Source organism: Ramlibacter sp. AN1015, from assembly GCF_037726105.1.
Classification (GTDB): domain Bacteria; phylum Pseudomonadota; class Gammaproteobacteria; order Burkholderiales; family Burkholderiaceae_C; genus Ramlibacter.
Map to the genome: position 1 here is coordinate 97,283 of NZ_JBBJUM010000012.1, position 22,496 is coordinate 119,778.

Below are 22,496 nucleotides of genomic sequence, written 5' to 3' on the forward strand. Positions count from 1 at the left end.
CCTACGCGTGCCAAGGTCGTCCGCCGCGCGCAACCCGGCAATGCCCGCGGTGGAACCAAGGCGAAGGGAGTGCCCCCGAGTGCCGAGTGGCCGCGTCGAACTCTGCGCGCGCCTACCCCAGAAGGGGCAGTCGCACGGTGAAGGTGCAACCGCGTCCCAGGCCCGGGCTGTCCACCCGGACACTCCCCTGGTGCAGCTCGACCAGTTTCTTGACCAGCCACAGGCCGATTCCGAGTCCGCCCTGGGCGCGGTTGACGGTTCCCTCGACCTGAGCGAAGAGCTCGAAGACGCGCGCCGCCATCTCGGGGGCGATGCCGGCGCCGTTGTCGCAGACCTCGATCACGGCGCAGCCCGTATCGCCACGGGCGCGCAGCTCGATGCGTCCTCCGGGCGGGGTGTACTTCGCGGCGTTGTTCAGCAGGTTGCTCACCACTTGCGCAATGCGCACCAGGTCGGCACGCACCCAGAGCGCCTCGGGCGGCAGCGTAACCAGCAGGGTGTGACCAGCGGCGTCCAGCGCCGGCTGGCAGGCCTCGACCGCATGCTCGAAAACCCGCTGCAGCGTGACCGGCTCGGGTCGCAGCTCGACCTTGCCGCCGCTGATGCGCGAGACGTCCAGCAGATCATCGACCAGGCGCACCAGGTGAGTGAGCTGGCGCTCCATGACGCTGCGCACCCGCTCTCCCGAGGGGCTGAGCTCACCGCCGTGCTGCAGCAGGTGCAGCCCGTTGCGGATGGGCGCGAGCGGGTTGCGCAGTTCGTGGGCCAGTGTCGCGATGAACTCGTCCTTGCGCCGGTCGGCCTCGACGACATCCGTGATGTCGGTCGAAACGCCGCACACCGCGAAGATGTGTCCGGCTTCGTCGTAGAGCGGGAACTTGTTGGTGCGGTAGGTGACCGGGCGCCCGCGCATGAGGCCGTGCTCCTCGACCCGCAGCGGCGCACCGGTGCGCGCCACCTGTGCGTCGGAGCTGCGCAGCGTGGCGGCCACCTCGGGGCCGAACAGCGCATCGTCCGTCACGCCCTCGGCCTGTTCCGGAGAGAGGCCGACCGCGTCGCGCCATGACTGGTTCGACAGGATGTAGCGCCCCTGCAGGTCCTTCGCGAACACCAGTGCGCCGGCGCTCTCGATGATCGATGCGGTGAGGCGCTGGGCAGCGCGCAGCCTGTGCCCGGCCACGATCTCGGCCGTTGCGTCGCGCGCGGCGCAGATGCCGCGGTCGGCGCGCAACTCGCCATCGACCATGCTGAAGGTGACCTGCAACCGGATATGGAGCCAGCGCACCGCGCCGCTGGGGAGCAGAAGACGCACATCGATGGCGAGATGGCCGTCGCCCGCCGGGTTGGTGGTGCGTGCGATTTCCTCGAGGTAGCGCGGGCGGTCTTCGGGGTGGATGCGGTCGAACACCGCCTGGCGGGTGACGGTCATGGGACCGTCGCCCAATTCGAGCAGGCGCGCGAGCTCGGCCGACAGGTGGTTCTGGTTGCTGCGGTAGTCGATCTCGGCCATCACCAGCCCCGCGGCCTGAATGCCGATGGACAGCTTGAGCCGGCTGGCCTCGAGCGCGGCCTGGGCCTGCTTGTGCTCGGTGATCTCGGTCACCCACACGCCGACTGCGCGGATGCGCCCCGCGGCGCTGCGCACCGGATAGAACCCGCTGAGCCAGTGGCGCACGAGGCCGGGCTGCGAGGGCAGGTCGCCGCTGAACTCCAGCCCGCGCAGCGTCTCGCCGGTGGCGAACACCTGCGCCACCGTCTGCTCGATGCCCTCGGCGAGCGCAGGCACCACGTCCCGCACGGACCGCCCGACGTGGTCGGCGAGGTCGATGCCGTGCATGCGGGCCAGTTCCGCATTCACCAGCAGGAAGCGCGATCCCCGGTCCAGCACGGCAATGCCCACTGGCGCGGCCGCGAAGATGGATTCGAGTTCCGCGTTGCGCGCCTGCAGCGTGGCAACAGTGTCGGCGCCGGTCCGGGACGTGCTCGCGGAGCGGGGGCGTGCTGCGGGTGGGTACTGCATGAATCGAAGTGCTGGGCGGTGCGCGCACTGTATCCCCCGGCCGTCGGCTTGTGCGACCGGGTTTGCACGCTGGCGCCGCGGCAGGGCAGCGTCGCCGCTAGGTTCTAAGGGTTCTCCGGAATGCCCAATTAACTGCCAAGTGAATAGATTGCGCCACGGGGACGGCCGGTCCTGCGGACATGCCGTGAGCGGTCGCCTCGGACTTATTAACCGTTTGGTGAATCGATCGCGCAGCATCCGGCGGCGCATCTCGCACTCAGGAGTCACAGCATGGACAAACGCTTTTTCCTCAAGGCCGTGGCCGGTGCCTGCGTCGCGGCGGGCCTCTCGGCGCCGGCGCTCGCGCAGCAGTGGACGCCCAGCAAGCCGATCAACATCGTGGTGCCGTGGGCCGCCGGCGGCTCCACGGACCAGATCACCCGCGTCACCGCCGCCGAACTGGAGAAGGCGCTCGGCCAGAAGGTGATCATCGTCAACCAGCCCGGCGCCTCCGGATCGATCGGCACCAAGAACGCCTGGGAGGCAACCAAGGACGGCACGACCTGGGCCGCCGGCGCGGCGCAGGACCTGGGCACCTACCAGGCGCTGGGCATGCTGGACGTCCCGGCCAAGGACTGGCACATGTTCCTCACCGTGGCCAACCTGCCGGTGGTGGGCGTGAACGCCTCGCGGCCCTGGCAGAACATGCAGCAGCTGCTGGACGCCATGAAGGCCAAGCCCGGCGAGATCAAGGTGGCCACGGCCGGGGTGACTTCCGGCGGGCACAACGCGATGGAGGCCATCGCGCGCGCCACCGGCGTCAAGTACCGCCACGTGACCTACGACGGCGGCAACCCCGCGGTGGTGGCGACCGTGTCGGGCGAAACCGACCTCACCACCCAGCTGGCCGTCGAGCAGGCCGAGATGATCCGCGGCAAGCGCATCCGCCCGCTCGCCACGGTGTCCGACCGCCCGCTGGAGATCGAGGGCTTCGGCACCATCGAGCCGATCAGCAAGTTCATCCCCGGCTTCACGGCGCCGGCCAACTACTTCGGCATCTTCATTCCCAAGGGCGTGCCGCCCGAGGTGGTCGCCACGGTGCAGAAGATCTGGAAAGAGAACATCGCCAACAGCGCCGCCATCAAGACCTACGCGACCAGCAAGGGCGCGCTGTTCGCCCCGGTGGCGGGCGACGCCGCGCAGCAGGCGGCAATGCCGGCGATCCAGGCCAACGCCTGGCTGCTGCACTCGACGGGGAAGACCAAGGTGTCGCCCGACACGGTGGGCATCCCCAAGCCATGATGCGGCGATTGCCGAGGCGGCGAGGCCCGATACGGAATGCCTGATGCGCAGCGGAGCACGGCAGCGGTGAGCAGCGCGCCCTCCAGCGGCGGCGGGGCGTCGCCCCGGTCCGATCTCCTCGGTGCGCTGGTGTGGGTCGCCTTCGGCGGGGCCATCGCGCTCGCTGCCTGGCGCATGGACCGGCTGGAGAACCTGCACATCAACACCTACGAAGTCCCGGGGCTGGTCCCCGGGCTTCTCGGCTGCATGCTGGCGGTGCTCGGCGTCCTGCTGGCGCTTCGCGCGCTGCGCCGGGGCGCCTTGCGTCGCGCGGAGAGCGTGACGCAGCCGCGGGCAGGCGCGGCCGGCGGGGCAGGGCGCGCCACCATGGCGCTGGTGCTGGCCACCATGCTCGTGTATGCGCTGGTGATGGTCGGCCACGGATTGCCGTTCTGGCTCTCCACGCTGGTGTTCGTCACCGGGTTCATCCTGCTGTTCGATCGCGCGCGCCAGTCGGCGCTCGGGCGCCCCGCCTGGAAGCAGGTGGCGCTGGCGCTGGCGATGGGCGCCGCCACCAGCGCCGTGGTCAGCCTCGGCTTCGAGCACGTGTTCTACGTCAGGCTGCCTTGATGTTCCAGGGACTGCACGCATTCGGCCAGTCGCTGGCCGGCCTCATGACCGTCGAGACCATCCTGCTGGTGCTGGGTGCGACGCTCGTGGGGGTCATCGTCGGCGCGCTGCCGGGCCTCACCGCCACCATGGGCGTGGCCCTCATGACCACGCTGACGCTCAAGCTGCCCTCCAGCTGGGCGCTGCTGGTGCTGATCTGCACCTACGTGGGCGCCATCTACGGCGGCAGCCGCAGCGCCATCCTGCTGAACATTCCCGGCACGCCGGCGTCGGCCGCCGCCTGCATCGACGGCTATGCGCTGGCTCGGCAGGGTATGGCGGGGCGGGCCATGGGCATCGCCACCACGGGTTCGGTGCTGGGCACGCTGATCGGCATCTTCTTCCTGGCGCTGTTCACGCCGGTGCTCGGCGAGTTCGCGCTGCGCTTCGGGGCCTATGAGTTCTTCTGGCTGGCGGTGTTCGGCGTCATCATCGCCGCCACGCTCACCGGCGGCGATCCGCTCAAGGGCTGGATCGCCGGGTTCGCGGGGCTGTTCATCGCCACCATCGGCCAGGACGGCATCCACGCCTACGAACGCTTCCACTTCGGCAACCGCGACCTCGCCGGCGGCGTCTCCCTGGTGCCGGCGCTGGTGGGCGCGTTCGGCTTCGCCGAGATCCTGGTGGCGATGCAGGAGAAGCGCGCTCCCGTGAAGCTGAACGCGCTCGACTCGGTGGTGCCGCGCCTGCGGGACGTGTTCAAGTACTGGCGCACCATCATCCGCTCGGGCGTGATCGGCACCTCGATGGGGATCGTTCCCGGGGTGGGCGAGGACGTGGCGGCCTGGTCGTCGTATGCGGCGGCCAAGCGCGCGAGCCGCGAAAAGGAGCTGTTCGGCAAGGGCTCGGTCGAGGGCCTGATGGCGGCCGAGACCGGGGACAACGCCTGCGTGCCCGGCGCGATCATCCCGGTGCTCACGCTGCAGGTGCCGGGCAGCGCGCCGGCGGCGGTGCTGATGGCGGCCATGCTGATCCACGGCGTCACGCCCGGGCCGATGATCATGATCGAGTCGCCGCACTTCGTGTACGACATCGTGGGCATGATGCTGCTCGCGACCCTGGGCATCCTGTTCTACGGGCTCACGCTCACCAAGCTGCTGGTGCAGGTGCTGCGCGTGCCGACGCCGCTGATCGTGCCCATCGTGATGGTGCTGTGCGTGATCGGCACCTACGCCCTGGCCTCGCGCCTGTTCGACATCTGGGTGATGGTCGCCTTCGGCATCATCGGTTTCCTGCTGCGGCGCTTCGGCTATCCGGTGGCGCCGCTGGTGCTGGGCATCGTGCTGGGCGACCTGCTCGAGAAGAACTTCCGACGCGGCCTGGTGCTCTCAGATGGCGACCTCACGCCTTTCTTCACGCGGCCGATCTGCGCCGTGCTGTTCGGCATCATCGTGCTGGTGGTGCTGCTGCGGCTCGGCCCTACGCAGCGGCTGCTGCGGCGGCTGCCCAGGCTGCGCGCCACCTGAACACCACCCGGACACGCCATGAAGATCGCCCTGTGCAACGAGGTACTGCAGCCTTTGCCGTTCGAGGCGCAGTGCCGGCTGGCGGCCGAGCTCGGCTACGACGGGCTCGAAGTCGCACCCTTCACGCTCGGGCCCGACCCGATGGCGCTGACCGACGCCGAAGCGCGGCGGCTGCGCGAGGTCGCCGCGGACCATGGCCTGTCCATCGACGGGCTGCACTGGCTGCTGGTGGCTCCGCCGGGGCTGTCCATCGTGGCCGACGACGCCGCGCTGCGCGAGCGCACGTCCACCGTGATGGAACGCCTCGTCGAGCTGTGCGCGCTCATGGGCGGGCGGTACCTGGTGCACGGCTCGCCGCGGCAGCGCAGCGTGGCGCCGGGCGCCGACCGCGAACAGGCCTGGGAGCACGCGCGCGCCTGCTTCGTCCGGGCCGCGCGACGCGCCGAAAGCTGCGGCGTGACCTACTGCGTCGAGCCGCTCGCGCCGCGGGAGACCGACTTCATCACCTCGATCGAAGAAGCGGCGCGCATGGTGCGCGCGGTTGCGTCCCCCGCCTTCAGGACCATGATCGATTGCAGCGCCGCCGGCAGCGCCGAGGCCGAGCCGGTGCACGCGCTGGTGGAGCGCTGGATGCCCACCGGCCTCATCGCCCATGTCCAGGTGAACGACCCCAATCGCCGCGGACCCGGGCAGGGTGAACTCGCCTTCGCACCGGTGCTGCGCAGCATCGAGCGCATGCGCCGCGCCGGGCACTACCAGGGCATCCTGGCCGTGGAGCCCTTCGACTACGTGCCCGATGGGCCGGGCTGTGCCGCCCGGGCCATCGGCTATCTCAGAGGTGTGCTGGAAGGAGTGGCCGATGGCCCATGACGCGCCGCGCCTGCGGGTGCGCGAGATCGAATTGCTGGAGCGCGCGGTGCGGCTGCGCCTGCCGTTCCGCTTCGGCGTGGTGACGCTCACCGAAGCGCCGCAGGCCTTCGTGCGCGCGCGCATCGAGTTCGAGGACGGGCGCAGCGCCTGGGGCGCCGCCGCCGAGCTGATGGCACCCAAGTGGTTCGACAAGAACCTGGCCCTGAGCAACGACGACAACTTCGAGCAGCTGCGCGCGGTGCTGCGCATCGCCCGCGAGGCCACGCTGGCCGACGCCATGCCGGCCACCGCGTTCGGCCATTTCGCCCGCACCTACGACGCCTGCCTCGCAGAAGGCGCGCAGGCCGGCTTCAACCCCTTGCTGGCGAGCTACGGCCCCGCACTGGTGGACCGCGCCGTGCTCGACGCCCTGTGCCGGGGCGAGGGCGTGTCGTTCTACCGCGCACTGCAGGCCAACCTGCCCGGCATCGGGCCGATCCACCCGGAATTCGCCGGCTTCGACTTCGACGGCTTCCTTGCCGCGCGGCGGCCGGCGACCAGCATCGCCGTGCGCCACACGGTGGGGCTGGTCGATGCGATCACGCAGGCCGACCTGCGCGAGCGCGTGAACGACGGACTGCCCGAAACGCTGGAGGAGGTGGTGCGCGCCTACGGCCACCGCCACTTCAAGCTCAAGGTCGGCGGCCAGGTGGACGCGGACCTGCAGCGGCTCGAAGCCATCGCCGCGGTGCTGGACCGCATGGACGAGCCCTACGTCGCGACGCTCGACGGCAATGAGCAATACGACAGTGCGCAAGGCGTGCAGGCGCTGGTCGATGCCGTCCGCTCGCGCCCGGCGCTCGCGCGCCTGTGGAACTCCATCCTCTTCATCGAGCAGCCCATCGCGCGCAAGCACGCGCTGGAGGTGCCGCTGGATGCGCGGGCGCTGGGCAAGCCGGTCATCATCGACGAGTCCGACGGCACGCTGGACAGCTTCGTGCAGGCGCGGGCGCGCGGCTACGAAGGTGTTTCGTCCAAGACCTGCAAGGGCCTGTACAAGTCGGTGCTGAACGCGGCGCGCTGCGCCGCCTGGAACGCGGCCGAAGGCAGGCCCCGCTACTTCATGTCGGCCGAGGACCTCACCACCCAGGCCGGGCTGGCGGTGCAACAGGACATCGCCCTGGTGAACCTGCTGGGTATCGACCACGTCGAGCGCAACGGCCACCACTACGTGAACGGGTTGAGTGCCGTGCCCGAGGCCGAGCAGCAGGCGTTCGCGCGGGCGCACCCGGACCTGTACACCACGCGCGAGGGGGCCGTGCGGCTGGACATACGCGCCGGGCGGCTTGCCATCGGCTCGCTCGACTGCACGGGGTTCGCCAGCGCCGCCCTGCCGGATTTCAGCGCGATGCGCCCGCTCTGAGGGCGCAGGCGCCCGGGGCCCGCGCCCTCACACCTTGGCCGAGTCGTCCTCTTCCGCCATTGCCAGGATGTCGTCTCGGCTGAGCTTGCCCACGAGTTCGGGATGGTCGCGCTGCACGTGCTCGCTCGCAGCCTGCACCAGCGCATCGTCGGTGGCGCCGCGCACGTCTTGACCGCACTCGCAATGGATGACTTTGGACATGGTGTTCTCCTGGGAAGGGGGTGCCTATGATGAACGCCCGACCCTGCAAGCAGCTTGGTGAAACCTTGGCGGATACCGTCCACCGTGTCTATCTCTGCGGGCGCCTGTGCGCGCGCATCGACGGCCGCCGCGTCGAGGACGCTCTACCGGCGCGGCAGGGCCGTCTGCTCTTCGCGTATCTCGCGGCGCAGCGTGCGCGCTGGGTACCGCGCGAAGACCTGCTGACGCTGCTCTGGCCCGAGAGCAGCCCGGCTGCGTCGGACAGTGCGCTGTCCGCGCTGCTGGCCAAGCTGCGGCGCGCCCTGGCGCCGGCCACCATCGAAGGTCGCCACGAGTTGCGCCTGCAGCTGCCGACGGGCAGCTGGATCGATCTGGAGGCGGCGCGCGAGGCGCTGCACCGCGCCGAGTCCGCCGTCGCGCGCAGCGATTGGGCCGCTGCCTGGGGGCCGGCGCGCGTCAGCTCGCACATCGCCGCGCGCGGCTTCCTGCACGGACTCGACGCCCCCTGGGTGGCACGCATGCGCGAGGAGCTGCAAGAGCTGCTGGTGCGGGCCCACGAGTGCGTGGCCGCCAGCGCGCTGGGTCTGGGCGGCAGCGAGGTCGCGACCGCCGAGCGGGCGGCGCGTGCGCTGGTGCAGCTTGCCCCGATGCGGGAGAGCGGCCACCGCGCACTGATGCGGGCGCTGATGTGCGGCGACAACCGGGCCGAGGCGCTGCTGGTCTACGAACGGCTGCGCCAGCGCATGCGCGCGGAGCTGGGCACCGCACCCAGCCCGGCGACGCAGCAGCTGCACCGCGAACTGCTGCAGGCCGCGCGCCCGCACTGAGCGCGCGGCGGCGCTTCAGGCGAAGCGGTTCTCGATGCTGCCGATGCCGTCGATCTCGATGCGGATGACGTCACCGGGCAGGATGTAGCGCGGCGGGCTGAAGCCCATGCCCACGCCGGCCGGCGTGCCGGTGGCGATCACGTCGCCGGGGTAGAGCGTGATGCCGCGCGAGACCGTTTCGATCAGCGTCGGGATGTCGAAGATCATGTTTTCGGTGGGGCCGTCCTGGCGCAGCTCGCCGTTGACCCAGCAGCGCACGCGGGTGCGGGTGCCGTCGAGCTCGTCGGCGGTGACCAGCCACGGGCCCATGGGGCAGAAGGTGTCGAAGGACTTGCCCATGTCCCACTGCTGGTGGCGCATCTGCACGTCGCGCGCAGTGACGTCGTTGACGATGGTGTAGCCGAACACATGGCCCATGGCGTCGTCCCGACGGATGTTCTTGCCGCCTCGGCCGATGACCACCGCCAGCTCGGCTTCGTAGTCGATCTGCTCGGACACGGCCGGCCCCGGCAGCGAGACCGGGTCGGTGGGGCCGACCACGCACTCGGGCACCTTGGTGAACACGATCGGCCACTCCTGGGGGTTGGCCGCGTTGTTCTTGAACACCGACGCCGCCAGCTCCTTGGCGTGTGCGTGGTAGTTGCGGCCCACGCACCAGAGGTTGCGCCGGGGCAGCGGAATGGGCGCTTCGAGTCGGACGGATTCGAGCGGCAGCGGCTGCCCGGCCAGCGGCGGCAGAACGCCGCCGGCCGACAGCACCTCCACCAGCGTCAGCGCACCGCGCCGGGCCTCGTCGGGGGTGAGCTGGAAGGGGGTGACCTGCTGGCCGTCGGCGGACACCTGGCCGACGTGCCGTGTGCCGGCGTGGGTGAAGGTGGCGATGCGCAAGGCTGTTCTCCTGTTGTGGTGTGTGCTTGTCTCCCGCGCGCGGGTGCACGGATGCTAATCGCATCGCATCGCATCACAGTCGGATCGCTGCCGGTCGGCAGCGCCGCGCGCGAAGGCGCCTGGCTCCGGCTGCGCCCACGGCCGCATGTCGTGTTCGCATAATGGCCGGGCCGGAGTTCCACGCGATTGCCCTTCCTCGACGTCCTCATCCTTGTCGCCTTCGTGCTCTATGGCCTGGTCAGCGGACTGCGGGCGCGGCGCACGGCTTCGCGCAGCCTGCAGGAATATTTCCTGGCAGGGCGCAGCCTGCGCGGCTGGCAGGCCGGCAGTTCGATGGCGGCGACGCAGTTCGCCGCCGACACACCGCTGCTGGTGACGGGCCTGGTCGCCACGGCGGGGGTATATGCACTGTGGCGCCTCTGGATCTACGGCCTCGCCTTTCTCTTCTTCGCCTTCCTGTTCGCCGCCTGGTGGCGCCGCGCGGGCGTGCTCACCGACGCCGAACTGACCCAGGTGCGCTACAGCGGGTCGGGCGTGCTGCCGCTGCGCATCGTCAAGGCCCTCTACTACGGCACCGTGATCAACTGCGTGGTGCTGGCGATGGTGCTGGTGGCGGCGGTGCGCATCGCCGAGGTTTTCCTGCCCTGGCACCTCTGGCTTCCGCAGGCGCTGTACGCACCCTTGGCCGACGGCGCGCGCGCCGGCGGGTGGCGGCTGGGCGAGAGCATCACGGGACTGGCGCCCGAAGTCGCCAGCGTGAACAACGCCATCTCGATTGGCCTGATCCTGGCGTTCACGGCGCTCTATTCCATCACCGGCGGCCTGCGCGCGGTGGTCCGCACGGACGTCGTGCAGCTGGCCCTGGCGCTGGTCGGAACGGCTGCCTACGCGCTGTTCGTGGTCGATGCGGTGGGCGGACTCGACGCGCTCGGCGGGCGCCTGGCGGACCTGTACGGGGCAGCCGAGGCGCAGCGTCTGATGTCCTTCGGTCCGCCGCAGCAGGACGCCGGTGCGGTGCTGCTGCCCTTCCTGGTGCTGATCGGCATGCAGTGGATGTTCCAGATGAACGCCGACGGCACCGGCTACCTCGCCCAGCGCGCGATGGCCTGCCGCAGCGACGCCGACGCCCGCAGCGCGGGGGTGGTGTTCGCCTGGCTGCAGATCTTCCTGCGCAGCCTGCTGTGGCTGGCGATCGCGCTCGGGCTGCTGGTGCTCTATCCGGTGGCACCCGGGGCGGCGCAGGAGCCGGGCTTCGCCGCGGCGCGCGAGATGCTCTTCGTCACCGGCATCCAGGACCTGCTGCCGCCCGGATTGCGCGGCCTGATGCTGGTGGGGCTGCTGGCGGCGCTCGCGTCCACGGTGGACACGCATCTGAACTGGGGCGCCTCGTACTGGAGCCGGGACCTGTATGACGCCGCGCTGTGCCGGCGGCTGCTGCAGCGCGCGCCGGGCGAGCGCGAACTGGTGCTGGTCGCGCGCTTGTCCGGCGTGCTGATCCTGGGGCTTGCGGTGGCCGTGATGACGCAGCTCGGCTCGATCCAGACGGCCTGGTTCATCTCGCTGCTGTTCGGCGCCGGCATGGGCGGCGTGCTGGTGCTGCGATGGCTGTGGGAGCGCATCAACCTGTGGGGCGAGCTGGCGGCCATGGCGAGCTCGCTGGTCACGGCGCCGGTGCTCCTCGTCACCCTCGGCACCGACCCCCAGGGCGAGTGGCTGCGGCTGGCGATCATGGCGCTGGTGACCACGGCGGCCGCCATTGCCGCGAGCCTGGCCACGCCTGCCACGGACGACGCCACGCTTGCCGCGTTCTACCTGCGGGTGCGTCCGATCGGCTGGTGGCGGCGCACGGCACGCCTGGCCGGGCAGGCCAGCGCAGCCGCCGGCGGCGGTGGCGGTGGCACTCCTGCAGCGCAGGGTGCGGCCGGCGAAACCCCCGCGCCGGCGACCGGGATGGCTCGCGCCCTGGGCGCCACGCTGGCAGCTGCGCTGTCGCTGTTCGGGCTGCTCGTCGGCGTTGGCTGGCTGCTGTTCCCTGCACCCGGCAGCGCGGCGTGGCCGGCGTGGGCCTGCGTGGGCGTGGCACTGGCCGCAGCGCCCGCCTGGCTGCCGTACCTGCTGCGCGGCAGGACCGACTGAGCTGTCTGCAGCGCCACCGCGTCCGGCGGCAGCGGCACGGCGGTCCGCGGGTCCACCGGCTCCATCAGGTGTGACGTATTGCCGGATGTGCGTGCGCCGCGCGTCCCGTAGCTCATCCCATGTGCACGACCGTCGCCTGGCTCTACCATGGCCAGCTCAAGCATGCCCATGTCCGGTCGTCACCCGCTGCCTTCGCTTCGGCTGCTGCCATGGTCGGCGCTCGCCGCCGGTCTGGCCTGCGTGTCCGCTTCGGCCTCCGCCGGGCCGCCCACGCTGCCCGTGCCGCTGCGCCTGCCTTCCGTGGTGTCGGTGCAGCCGGCTTCGGGTGTCGAGATCCGCTACCGCCGGCTGGAGGACACAGACATCCCGACCAGCCCCGGCCGGCTCGAAGGCATCGTGTCCGGCCGCCGGTGGGAGCTGCGCAGCAGCGCGCTTCTGAGTCCCCAGGCGCAGGCTTCGCACCGCATGGCACGGCTGGACACCGGCTGGCAGTGGCGTGCATCGGGACCCCTGCAGACGGTGGTGCTGGGCGACACCCTGGCCAGCGGCGGCGGCTGGAGCCGTCCGGTGCGACTCGGTGGTCTGCGCATCGGGCGCCCGCTGGCGCTGCGACCAGGGTTCGATGCGCTCGCCCCGAACGGCGTCGCCGGCGCCGCGGCGCTGCCGACGGCCGCAGCGCCGATGTCGCTAGCCTGGGCGCAGGCGTCGTCGGACCGGCTGGCAGGCCTTTTCGGTCGCGCGCCCGCGCCCGGCCTGCTGCCGGTGTCCGGCCCGGTCGAGCTGGCGGCCGGCGCATCCGACTATGAGTTCGAGGCCGGGCTTCTGCGCACCGGCTGGGGCACCGAAGCGGACGCCTACGGCCGGGGGTTCGCGGCCGCCGCCTGGCGGCGTGGCCTGGGCGGGCGCATGACCGGCGAGGCGCGCGCGGAAGTCTCGAGCGTGCGCCGGGCGGCCGGGCTGGAACTGGTGCGAGGGTTTGGCGCACCAGGCAACCTGGTGCACGGGGTGGTGGCGCAGTCCGAGGCCGACGGTGGAGTCGGCCGGCGCTGGGGGCTGGGACTCGCGCGCCAGGCGCTGGGCGCGGCGTGGCGCCTGTCCTGGGACACGTTCGACCGCGAGTTCACACCGGCTGGTGCCGTGCCGGGCGAGGCCGCCCTGCGCTCGCGGCTGGAGGCAGCCGTGCGCGGCAGCCTCGGTCGGCGCCTCGAGGCCGGGCTGAGCGTCGGGCACCAGCACGTCTGGGAGGCTCCGGCCGAACATGTGGTGGCCTTGTCGCTGCGTTGGGGCCTGGCGAGCGGGCGCAGCCTGGCGCTGCACCTGGGCGAGCAGGGCGGCGCCCAGGACCAGCGGCACGCACGCGTGGTGCTGGCGATCCCGCTGGAGCCGCGCCGACGCTGACGGCAGGCACGCCCTGGCGCGCGGTCGCGGCGCGCTGCGCCCATGAGAGCTCGCAGCCCGGAGCCTGACGCGCGACCGTGCATTCTTGACGCCACCGCCCCCATCAGGCGGCATCGCCGCCACATCGAAGGGGCTTGGCGCCGGTTGCGGCTGTGCAGTGCGCTAGGATGCGCCAGCCGGATCCGCTGCGACTTTCGACCGCGTCCGCCTTTGCCGCATGAATCTCCAATCCCTCCTGTCCGACCCCGCCCTCCAGCAGCGCAACGCCCTGCTGGAGCTGGTGATCGAGAACATGCCTTGTGGCCTGATCGTCTTCGACGAGCGGCTGCGGCATGTCGCGAGCAACGCGCGGGTGCGGGAGATGGTCTCGCTGCCGCACGACCTGTTCGAGCAGCCGGACGCCGGCCTCGAGTCGCTCGTGACCTATCTTGCCCGGCGCGGCGACTACGGCCCCGGCGAGCTGTCGCACCAGGTGGCCGAGCAGGTGCGGCTTGTCCGCTCGCACTCCGAGCTGGAGCTCGCGACGCCGGACGGGCGCGTGCTGCAGCTGTGCATCAACCACATGGCCAGCGGCTGGCAAGTCCACGCCTTGCACGACGTGACGGCGCAGCGCGCCGCCGAACTGCGCATGCGCTCCAGCGAGGAGCGGCTGGCCCTCGCGCTGAACGTGTCCGGCGTGGGGCTGTGGGAGTTCACGCCCGATGACGGCATGGTCTATCTGTCTCCCAGCTGGCAGCAGATCATGGGCTTCGCGCCCGAGGCACGGACGGTTCCCTCCAGCGAGCTGCTCGGAATGGCCGTCGCCGGCGGCGCCGAGCCGTTCCACTCCGAACTGATCGACCTGCTCAAGGGCGTGTCGAGCCACATCTGCGTGGAGCACGAGGCGGTGAAGGCCTCGGGCACGCGGGTCTGGCTGCAAAGCGAGGCGCAGGTGGCCGCGCGCGATGCGAACGGCCGCGCCCTGCGCGTGGTCGGCACCACCCGCAACATCACCCAGCGCAAGGAGCAAGAGCGCGCGCTGCAGGCCGCTGCCGATGCCGCGCAGAGCGCGAGCCGCGCGAAGGCCGAGTTCCTGGCGACCATGAGCCACGAGATCCGCACGCCGCTCAACGGCGTCATCGGCCTGGCCCGCGTGCTGGAGCAGTCGGAGCTGCCCCCGCGGGAGGCCGGCTACGTGCGGCTGATCAACAGCTGCGCCAAGTCCCTGCTCGGCATGGTCAACGACGTTCTCGATTTCTCCAAGATCGATGCGGGCCAGATGGTGCTGGAGCCCACGGCCTGCGACCTGCAGGCGCTGGTACAGGAGGTCAGCGACGTCTTCTCCGATCGCGCGCGATCCAAGGGGATCGGTTTCAGCGTGGACGTGAAGCCCTGCGTGCCGCGGTGGGTCACGGTGGACAACCACCGGCTGCGTCAGATCCTGCTGAACCTGCTCGGCAACGCACTGAAGTTCACCGCCGACGGCGGCTTCAGCCTCACCGTCACGACCGGCGCCCTCGCGCGCCAGCGCTCGCTGCGCTTCGATGTCACCGATACCGGCATCGGTATCGCTGCCGAAGACCAGGCCAAGCTTTTCAAGCGCTTCTCCCAGGTGGACGCCTCCAGCACCCGCCGCTTCCAGGGCAGCGGTCTCGGCCTGGCGATCTCGCGCGACCTGGCGGTGCTCATGGGTGGCGATATCCGCCTGTCCAGCGCACCCGGCTGCGGTGCCACTTTCACTTTGGAGATACCGATGGTGGAAGCCGCCGGCGAACCTGCCGTTGCGCCCGAGGCGTCCAGCGCAGGCGCCTCCGACGCGATCCTGCTGGTCGAGGACAACCCGATCAACCAGCTCGTGGCCGAAGCCCTGCTCGACAAGCTGGGCTTCAGCACGGTGCGCGTCGCCGAGAACGGCGAAGAAGCGGTGCGCCTGTGCCAGGAGCAGCCTTTCGCCGCCGTGCTGATGGATTGCCAGATGCCGGTGATGGACGGTTTCGAGGCCACCCGCCGCCTGCGCGAGCTGGGTTTCGACATGCCCATCATCGCGCTCACGGCCGGTGCCGTGAGCGACGACCGCGATCGGTGCCTCGCCGCCGGGATGAACGACTATCTGGCCAAGCCGATCGATGCAGGCCTGCTGGGCGGAGCACTCAACTTCTGGCTGGGCGCGAGCGGCAGCCGGCCGCTGGTGCTGACCTAGCGCTGCGCGGGGCTTTCCTGCGCGCGCGGGGGCCTTGCCTGCCCGACAATGGCGCCTCCGGCTTCCGTGCTTCGGCTCGCCTGCTTCCGTCTCGCGCTTTCTGCCGACTTTCCTTTTTCTTCGGTCCTCCGATTCGTTCTCCCGGTTTCGTTTCCCCCACGTACATCCCCTTTTTGACGTTGGAGCCCTCCCATGTCCCAGCCCGAAGTCTTCGTCGTCTCCGCTGCCCGCACCGCCATCGGCACCTTCGGCGGCAGCCTGAAAGACGTTTCCCTCTGTGACCTCGCCACCACGGCGGTGCGCGCCGCCCTGGAGCGCAGCGGTGCACCCGCCGACGCGTTCGGTCACCTGGTCATGGGCAACGTGATCCCCACCGAACCGCGCGACGCCTACCTCAGCCGCGTCGCGGCGATGCAGGCCGGCCTGCCCCAGGAGGTCGCGGCCATGAACGTCAACAGGCTCTGCGGCTCGGGCCTGCAGGCCATCGTATCGGCGGCCCAGTCGCTGATGCTGGGCGACGCGCAGCTCGCCATCGGCGCCGGCGCCGAATCGATGTCGCGCGGGCCGTACTTCGCCACCGCGGCACGCTGGGGCGCGCGCATGGGCGACATGCAGTTGCTCGACTACATGTTGAACATCCTGCACGACCCCTTCCACCGCATCCACATGGGCGTGACGGCCGAAAACGTGGCCGATCAGTTCGGCATCACGCGCGAGCAGATGGATGCACTGGCCGCCGAGAGCCACCGGCGCGCCGCCGCCGCCATCACCGAAGGCCGCTTCAAGGAGCAGATCGTTCCGGTGCGCATCGCAAGCCGCAAGGGCGAGGTGGTGTTCGACACGGACGAACACGTCAAGCCCGCCACCACGGTCGAACTGCTCGCCGGCATGAAGCCGGCGTTCCGCAAGGAGGGTGGCACCGTCACCGCTGGCAACGCCTCCGGCATCAACGACGGTGCGGCCGCGGTGGTGCTGGCCACCGGCGAGGCCGTACGCGCCCACAAGCTGCGGCCGCTCGCGCGCCTGGTGGGCTATGCCCACGCCGGTGTCGATCCGAAGGTCATGGGCATCGGCCCGGTGCCGGCCACCCGGCGCGTGCTCGAGAAGACGGGGCTCAGCGTCGATCGCCTCGACGTCATCGAATCCAACGAAGCCTTTGCTGCGCAGGCCTGCGCCGTCGCGCGTGAACTCGGCTTCGATCCGGCGCGGGTGAACCCGAACGGCTCGGGCATCTCGCTGGGACACCCGGTGGGCGCCACCGGCGCGATCATCACCACCAAGGCCCTGTACGAGCTGCAGCGCGTGCAGGGCCGCTATGCGCTGGTCACCATGTGCATCGGCGGCGGCCAGGGCATCGCGGCCGTCTTCGAGCGCGCGTGAGCGGAAGGTCTTGACCATGGATCTCGAACTCCGCGGCCGCCACGTGCTCGTGACCGGCGGCAGCAAGGGCATCGGACTGGCCTGCGCGCAGGCCTTCGGCCGCGAGGGCGCCCGGCTCACGCTGGTGGCGCGCGACGCAGCCGCGATGGACGCCGCCGTGCGGCAGCTCGCCGACGCGGGCGTGGACGCGCAGGGCTGGTGCGCCGACCTGCGCGAGGCCGCCGCAGCCGAGGACGTGGTGGCGCGGGCATGGGACGAGCGGGGCCCGCTCGACGTGCTGGTCAACTGCGCCGGCGCCGCGCGCCGCACGCCCTTCGCCGAGCTGTCGGCGCAGGCCTGGCACGACGCCATGGCCGCCAAATTCTTCGCCTACGTGCACGTCATGGGACCGGTCGTCCAGCGCATGGGCGCCGCCGGGCGCGGCGCCATCGTCAACGTGGTGGGAGCCGGCGGCAAGGTCGCTTCGCCGACGCACCTTCCCGGCGGCTCGGCCAACGCGGCCCTGATGCTCGCCAGCGCGGGCATGGCCGCTGCCTACGGCCCGCGCGGCGTGCGGGTGAACGTGGTCAACCCGGGCCTCACGCGCACCGAACGGCTGCAGGAAGGCCTGGCCGCCGAAGCGCGGCTGCAGCAGACCAGCGCCGAGCAGGTGCTGGCAGCGCACGAACAGCGCCTGCCGCTGCGGCGTCTGGCGGAGGCCGGCGAGATCGCGGACGCGGTGGTCTTTCTGGCGTCGGCGCGGGCCAGCTACATCAGCGGCGCCGTGGTGGCCATGGACGGCGCCGTGACGCCCATGGTGGTCTGACGCGCCTGCCGCCTTCCCAGCACCGATGCCCCGTTTCGTCCACGCTGCCGACATCCACCTCGACAGCCCGCTGCACGGCCTCGCCGCCTATCCCGACGCCCCCGCCGCCCAGCTGCGCAACGCGACCCGGGAGGCGTTTTCCCGCCTCGTGAGCCGCACCATCGAGGAGCAGGCCGACTTCCTGGTCATCGCCGGCGACCTCTACGACGGCGGCTGGCGCGACCACAACACCGGCTTGTTCTTCTGCAGCGAAATGGGTCGGCTGCGCCGCGCCGGCATTCCCGTGTTCGTGCTGTTCGGCAACCACGACGCCGAGAGCGAGATGACCCGCAAGCTCACGCTGCCCGACAACGTGCGCTGCTTCTCCGCGCGCCGGGCCGAGACGCTGCGCCTGGACGGCCTGGGCGTGGCGCTGCACGGGCAGAGCTTTCGCGACAAGGCCACCGAAGACAACCTCGCGGCCCGCTACCCGGAGCCGGTGCCCGGCATGCTGAATATCGGGGTGCTGCACACCGCGCTGGAAGGGCACAGCGCGCACGCCCGCTATGCCCCCTGCACGCTGGACGAGTTGCAGGCGCGCGGCTACGACTACTGGGCGCTCGGCCACGTCCACGACTACCAGCGCTGGGACGGGCCGGCCACGGTAGTGTTTCCGGGCAACCTGCAGGGCCGCCACATTCGCGAGACCGGGCCGCGCGGCGCCGTGCTGGTGCACGCGCAGGACGGCCGCATCGCCGTCGAGCGGCTGTTCGTCGATGTGCTGCGCTGGGAGTCGCTGGCGGTGGATCTCACCGAGTGCACGAGCATGGCCGAGGTGGCCGCCCGCGTGGGCGCGGGGTTCGAGTCGCTGCTCGCGGTGGATGGCGGCATCCCGCGTGCGGTCCGCGTGACGCTCGAAGGCAGCACGCCGCTGCACGGCGAGCTGTTCGGCAACGCGGTGCAGCTGCGAAGCGAGGTGCTGGCCCAGGTCGCCACCATCGGCAACGAGCGCCTGTGGCTCGAGAAGGTGCGGCTTGCCACGCGCGAACACGCCCGGCCGGACGCCGGCCGCGGCGACGCGCTGGCCAGCCTGGCGCAGATCCTTGCGGAGGCCGAAGGCGACGCCGAACTCCTGCGGCAGCTCGGCGCCGACCTGGCGCCGTTCGTCAACAAGCTGCCGCCGGAGCTGCGCACCCAGGTGCCGCTGCTCGACCTGGTCACGGGCGCGCGGCTCGACGCGCTGGTGCGCGAGGTCGCTCCCGACCTGCTCGCGCACCTGGCGCGCCTGGAGTGAGCCGCGTGCGCATCCGGCGACTCGAACTGATCCGCTACGGCAAGTTCACGGACACCGTGCTGGAGCTGCCTCCCGCGCAGCACGATTTCCATCTGGTCGTCGGCCCCAACGAAGCCGGCAAATCGACGCTGCGCAGCGCGATCGTCGAGCTCCTGTTCGGCATGCCACGCAGCTCGCCCCTCGGTTTCCTGCATCCGCAGAGCGAGTTGCGCCTGGGCGCGCGGCTGGAGACGCCCGACGGTGCGGTGGTGTTCCAGCGCGTCAAGGCGGCACGCCAGACGCTGCGGGCCGAAGACGGCGGCGCGCTGTCCGAGGATCTCCTGGCGCCGCTGCTGGGCGCCGCCGACCGCAGCTTCTTCGAGCAGATGTTCGGGCTCGACCACGCGCGGCTGGTGGCGGGCGGCCAGAGCATCCTCGATGCCTCGCGCGACGTCGGCCAGGTGCTGTTCCAGTCGGCCGCCGGGGTCGCCAGCCTGGGGCGCGTGAGCGAAGGCCTGGCGCAGGAGGCGGGCCGCATCTGGGCACCGCGCCGCGCCGCCGACCGCGAGTACTACCAGGCGGCCGACCGGCTGGAGCAGGCCAACGACGACCTGAAGACATCGATGGTCCGCACCCGAGCCTGGACCGATGCACGCGCCGCGCTGGACGAGGTGCTGGAGGCGATGGAGGCGGAAAAGCGCAACAGCCAGGCCTTGCACGCGCGCCGCGCCGCGCTGGAGCGGGTGCGCCGCCTTGCGGCGCCGCTGGCCCGGCTGGCCGCGCTCCAGGAAGCTCACCGGGCCGCGGGCGAGGTGCTCGAGCTGCCGGAGGACGCGCGCACCACGCTCGAAGCAGGGCAGGCGGCGCTGGCGCTGGCCGAGGGCGAGCTGCGCCTGCGGGAGCTCGACCTCGCGGCGCGGCGGGCCGCGCGCGACGCGATCGTCTGCGACACCGCCGTGTTGACGCACCGGAACGACATCGATGCGCTGCTGGAACAGGCCGCGCGCTGCCGCGACCACGAGCCTGCGCTTGCTGCGCAGCAGGCCGAGGTGGCCCGGCTGCTGGCGGATGCCGGCGAGCGCGCGACGCAGCTCGGCTGGCCCGGCGACGAGCCCGCCCTGCGGGCGCGCCTGCCTTCGGCGCTGGCGCTGAAGACGCTCGCGCGCCTGCTGCAGGCGCGTGGCGGGCTGCACCAGCGCCTGCGCCACTGCGCCGAGGAAACGCGGCGTGCGCACGCGGCCCTCGACGAGGCGCGCGCGCGGGTCGCCGAGCCGCCCGCCGCCGAACCCCCCGCATTGCACGCGGCCATCGCCCGGGCGCAGGCGCTGCTGCCGGTGCTCGAAGGCCTGCCGCGCCGGCACGCGGCGCGAGACCAGGCCCGGCGCAACCGCGACCTCGGGCTGGCTGCGCTCGCCCCGTGGAGCGGCGAGCCGGCGCGCCTGCGCACGATGTTCGTGCCGCAGGCCGAGCGGATCGCCGCGCGGCTGAACGAACGCCAGGCGCTCGCGGCGGCCGGGTCGCAGGCGGCGGCCCGGGTGCTGGACGCGCAGGAGGAGGTCGGTGCGTGCGGTGTGCGCGTGCGGCAGTTCGCACAGGCGCACCGGGTCGTCGCCGAGCAGGACGTGGCGCAGGCGCGGGCCGCGCGCGACGCCGCATGGCACGCGATCCGCGGCGGCTCCGTGCCGCCGGGAGAGGGGGCCGACGTTTTCGAGGCGGCGATGCAGCGGGCCGATGCCCTGGCCGACGCGCGCGTGGCTTCGGCCGCGCACGCCGCCGAGCTCGCCGGGCTGCAGCAGCAGCTCGAGTGGGCCGAGAGCCAGCTGTCCGGCGCCCGGGAGCGGCAGCAGGGCGAGGCTGCGCGCCTGCGGCAGTTCCAGGCCGACTGGGCCGCCGAGGCGGACGCGCTCGGCCTGCCGGGGCTGGCGCTGGACGACATGCCCTCGTGGCTGCACAGGCGCGAGCAGGCGCTGCTGGCCGCGCAGGCGATGGACGATCACGAGCGTGCCTGCGAGGAGGATTCCCGTGCCTGCGACGATGCCGCCGCGGAACTTCGCGCCGCGCTGGGGGCCTGCGGCGTCGCTGCGCCGCAGGCGGACAGACTGCCGGCGCTGCTTGGCGCCGCACAGGACTGGCGGGACGCGCAGGCCGCGAGCCGGGCACGCCATGCCGAAATGCATCGCACCCTGCAACGTGGCGAGCAGGATCTGCAGGCGATGCGAAGGGCTCAGGAACTCGCCTCCGAAGAGTGGCGGCAGTGGGAGAACGACTGGACCGCCGCGCTGGCCGCCGTGCAGCTGCCCGAGCTTGCAGGCGCCGCTACCGCTTCGGTGGAATCGGCCATGGAGTGGGTGGCGGAGGTCGGATCGCGGCTGACTGCCGTGGACCGGTTGCGCCGCGAGGAGATCGCCCGCATGCAGGGCCAGCTCGCCGACTTCGCGCAGGCGGCGCGCCTGCTGCCCGGCCGGATCGGCGCCCCGGAGCTTGCGGGCGAGCAGCCCGCCGAAATCGCCGCGCGCCTGGGGCAGCGCTTGCGCCAGGCGTGCGCCGATGAACAGCGGGCGCGGGCCGCCGACGAGGCGCTGGCGAAGGCGCAGTCGCTCGCCGAGGATGCGCGCCTGCGTCTCGCGCGCGAGGCGGCACGGCTGCAGCCGCTGCTGGTGCAGGCGGGCGTGCACGAGCCGGCCGAGGCGCTGCCGCTGGTGCGGCGCTCCGACGACAAGCGCGCCCGCGATGCCGACATCGCCGCGCTGCGCGCGCTGATCACCGAGCATGGGGACGGCTTGCCGATCGAGACGCTGCAGGCAGAGGTGCGAGGCTGTGATGCCGCGGCGCTCCCGACGCTGCTGGACGCGGTCGTCGAGGAGCAGGGCGCGTGTGAGCTGCGCGGCCAGCAGCTCGCCGCCCGGAAAGTGGAGGCCGAGCAGGCCCTCGACCGCATGGGCGGGCAGCCGCAGGGTGCCCTGGCCGAAGCGCGCCGCCAGGAAGCCCTCGCCGCCATGGGCGATGCGGCCCACCGCTACCTGCAACTCGCCACCGCCTCGCGCTTGCTGAAGTGGGCCGTCGAGCGGTATCGCGACCGGCACCAGGGCCCGATGCTGGCGCGCGCCGGGGCACTGTTCGCACAACTCACCGGGGGTGCCTTCGCCAAGCTCCTGGTCGATTTCGAGCAGACGCCCCCGACCTTGTCCGCGCAGCGCTGCGGCGGCGCGGTGGTTCCGGTGGCGGGCCTGAGCGAGGGCACCCGTGACCAGCTCTATCTCGCCCTGCGGCTCGCGGCGCTGGAGCTGCACCTGGAGCAATCGCGCCCGCTGCCCTTCGTCGCCGACGACCTCTTCGTCAACTTCGACGACGGGCGCACGCGCGCCGGCCTGCAGGTGCTCAAGACGCTCTCGACGCGCACGCAGGTGCTGTTCTTCACGCACCACACGCACCTCGTGCCGATCGTCAGGGAGGTGTTCGGGGCAGAGGTGGGGGTGGTGGCGCTCTGAGGCGCGGGCCTGTCGTCTCGTTGCGTGAGTCGCGGTGGGCGGGCTGCGTCTCACGCGTGAGCGACCTACTTTCCTTGCTCCTACGACGGCAGGCTAGTCAAGGCGAACTCGGCGCGTGCGTTCCTGGCGGTTGCGTCTCACGGTGGTGGTTTCCGCGTCGGTGTTTGTGTAGTTGAAGTGAAGTGCCGGGATTTCGCCCCGGCGGGCGACCTACTTTCTTTGCTTCGCCAAAGAAAGTAGGCAAAGAAAGGCGAC

Annotated in this window: 16 protein-coding genes; 13 read left to right on the forward strand and 3 right to left on the reverse strand. The window is 71.6% G+C overall.

From position 1 onward, the window contains the following. Positions 1 to 112: 112 nt before the first annotated feature. Entirely contained in the window at positions 113 to 2,020 is a 1,908-nt protein-coding gene (locus WG922_RS17850) for a PAS domain-containing sensor histidine kinase (RefSeq protein WP_340284158.1), read from the reverse strand. Between the two features lie 270 nt (positions 2,021 to 2,290). Between WG922_RS17850 and WG922_RS17855 the strand changes: the two genes are divergently transcribed. The 5 genes from WG922_RS17855 to WG922_RS17875 all read left to right on the forward strand — a co-directional run bounded on the left by WG922_RS17855 (position 2,291) and on the right by WG922_RS17875 (position 7,687). Next, entirely contained in the window at positions 2,291 to 3,301 is a 1,011-nt protein-coding gene (locus WG922_RS17855) for a Bug family tripartite tricarboxylate transporter substrate binding protein (RefSeq protein WP_340284160.1), read from the forward strand. Positions 3,302 to 3,367: 66 nt separating this feature from the next. Further along, positions 3,368 to 3,910 (forward strand): tripartite tricarboxylate transporter TctB family protein, encoded by a 543-nt coding sequence (locus WG922_RS17860; protein WP_340284161.1) that lies wholly within the window; start codon positions 3,368 to 3,370, stop codon positions 3,908 to 3,910. Continuing rightward, entirely contained in the window at positions 3,910 to 5,415 is a 1,506-nt protein-coding gene (locus WG922_RS17865) for a tripartite tricarboxylate transporter permease (RefSeq protein WP_340284162.1), read from the forward strand. Before WG922_RS17860 ends, WG922_RS17865 begins: the two co-directional genes overlap by 1 nt. A gap of 18 nt (positions 5,416 to 5,433) precedes the next feature. Next, on the forward strand, positions 5,434 to 6,285 hold the full coding sequence (locus WG922_RS17870; protein ID WP_340284163.1) for a sugar phosphate isomerase/epimerase family protein: 852 nt from the start codon (positions 5,434 to 5,436) through the stop codon (positions 6,283 to 6,285). Next, complete coding sequence (locus WG922_RS17875; RefSeq protein ID WP_340284164.1) at positions 6,275 to 7,687, forward strand: enolase C-terminal domain-like protein; 1,413 nt, start codon at positions 6,275 to 6,277, stop codon at positions 7,685 to 7,687. The genes WG922_RS17870 and WG922_RS17875 overlap by 11 nt, the downstream gene beginning before the upstream one ends. A 27-nt stretch (positions 7,688 to 7,714) precedes the next feature. Here WG922_RS17875 and WG922_RS17880 read toward each other — a convergent pair whose 3' ends face one another. Continuing rightward, positions 7,715 to 7,888 (reverse strand): hypothetical protein, encoded by a 174-nt coding sequence (locus WG922_RS17880; protein ID WP_340284165.1) that lies wholly within the window; start codon positions 7,886 to 7,888, stop codon positions 7,715 to 7,717. A 65-nt stretch (positions 7,889 to 7,953) separates the two neighbouring features. Between WG922_RS17880 and WG922_RS17885 the strand changes: the two genes are divergently transcribed. Next, on the forward strand, positions 7,954 to 8,715 hold the full coding sequence (locus tag WG922_RS17885) for an AfsR/SARP family transcriptional regulator (RefSeq protein WP_340284166.1): 762 nt from the start codon (positions 7,954 to 7,956) through the stop codon (positions 8,713 to 8,715). Positions 8,716 to 8,730: 15 nt separating this feature from the next. Here the strand turns inward: WG922_RS17885 and WG922_RS17890 are convergent, their stop codons facing one another. Further along, complete coding sequence (locus tag WG922_RS17890; protein WP_340284167.1) at positions 8,731 to 9,603, reverse strand: fumarylacetoacetate hydrolase family protein; 873 nt, start codon at positions 9,601 to 9,603, stop codon at positions 8,731 to 8,733. A 186-nt stretch (positions 9,604 to 9,789) separates the two neighbouring features. On the opposite strand from WG922_RS17890, the gene WG922_RS17895 reads away from it, so the two are divergent. From WG922_RS17895 to WG922_RS17925, 7 genes are all read left to right on the forward strand, one after another. Beyond that, positions 9,790 to 11,739, forward strand: coding sequence for a sodium:solute symporter family protein (locus WG922_RS17895; protein WP_340284168.1), 1,950 nt, complete (start codon positions 9,790 to 9,792; stop codon positions 11,737 to 11,739). Positions 11,740 to 11,907: 168 nt separating this feature from the next. Continuing rightward, a complete protein-coding gene (locus WG922_RS17900; protein ID WP_340284170.1) occupies positions 11,908 to 13,137 on the forward strand; it encodes a hypothetical protein in 1,230 nt (409 codons plus the stop codon). Between the two features lie 217 nt (positions 13,138 to 13,354). Beyond that, a complete protein-coding gene (locus WG922_RS17905) occupies positions 13,355 to 15,316 on the forward strand; it encodes an ATP-binding protein (RefSeq protein ID WP_340284171.1) in 1,962 nt (653 codons plus the stop codon). Positions 15,317 to 15,508: 192 nt separating this feature from the next. Next, the gene (locus tag WG922_RS17910) at positions 15,509 to 16,696 is read left to right on the forward strand and encodes an acetyl-CoA C-acyltransferase family protein (protein ID WP_340284172.1); all 1,188 of its coding nucleotides are present in this window, start codon (positions 15,509 to 15,511) and stop codon (positions 16,694 to 16,696) included. Positions 16,697 to 16,712: 16 nt separating this feature from the next. Next, positions 16,713 to 17,501 carry an SDR family oxidoreductase gene (locus tag WG922_RS17915; protein WP_340284173.1) on the forward strand — a complete coding sequence of 263 codons (789 nt, stop codon included), beginning with the start codon at positions 16,713 to 16,715 and terminating at the stop codon, positions 17,499 to 17,501. Positions 17,502 to 17,526: 25 nt separating this feature from the next. Next, on the forward strand, positions 17,527 to 18,774 hold the full coding sequence (locus WG922_RS17920; RefSeq protein WP_340284174.1) for a metallophosphoesterase family protein: 1,248 nt from the start codon (positions 17,527 to 17,529) through the stop codon (positions 18,772 to 18,774). 5 nt (positions 18,775 to 18,779) lie between these two features. Further along, on the forward strand, positions 18,780 to 22,241 hold the full coding sequence (locus WG922_RS17925) for an AAA family ATPase (RefSeq protein WP_340284176.1): 3,462 nt from the start codon (positions 18,780 to 18,782) through the stop codon (positions 22,239 to 22,241). Positions 22,242 to 22,496 lie beyond the last annotated feature (255 nt).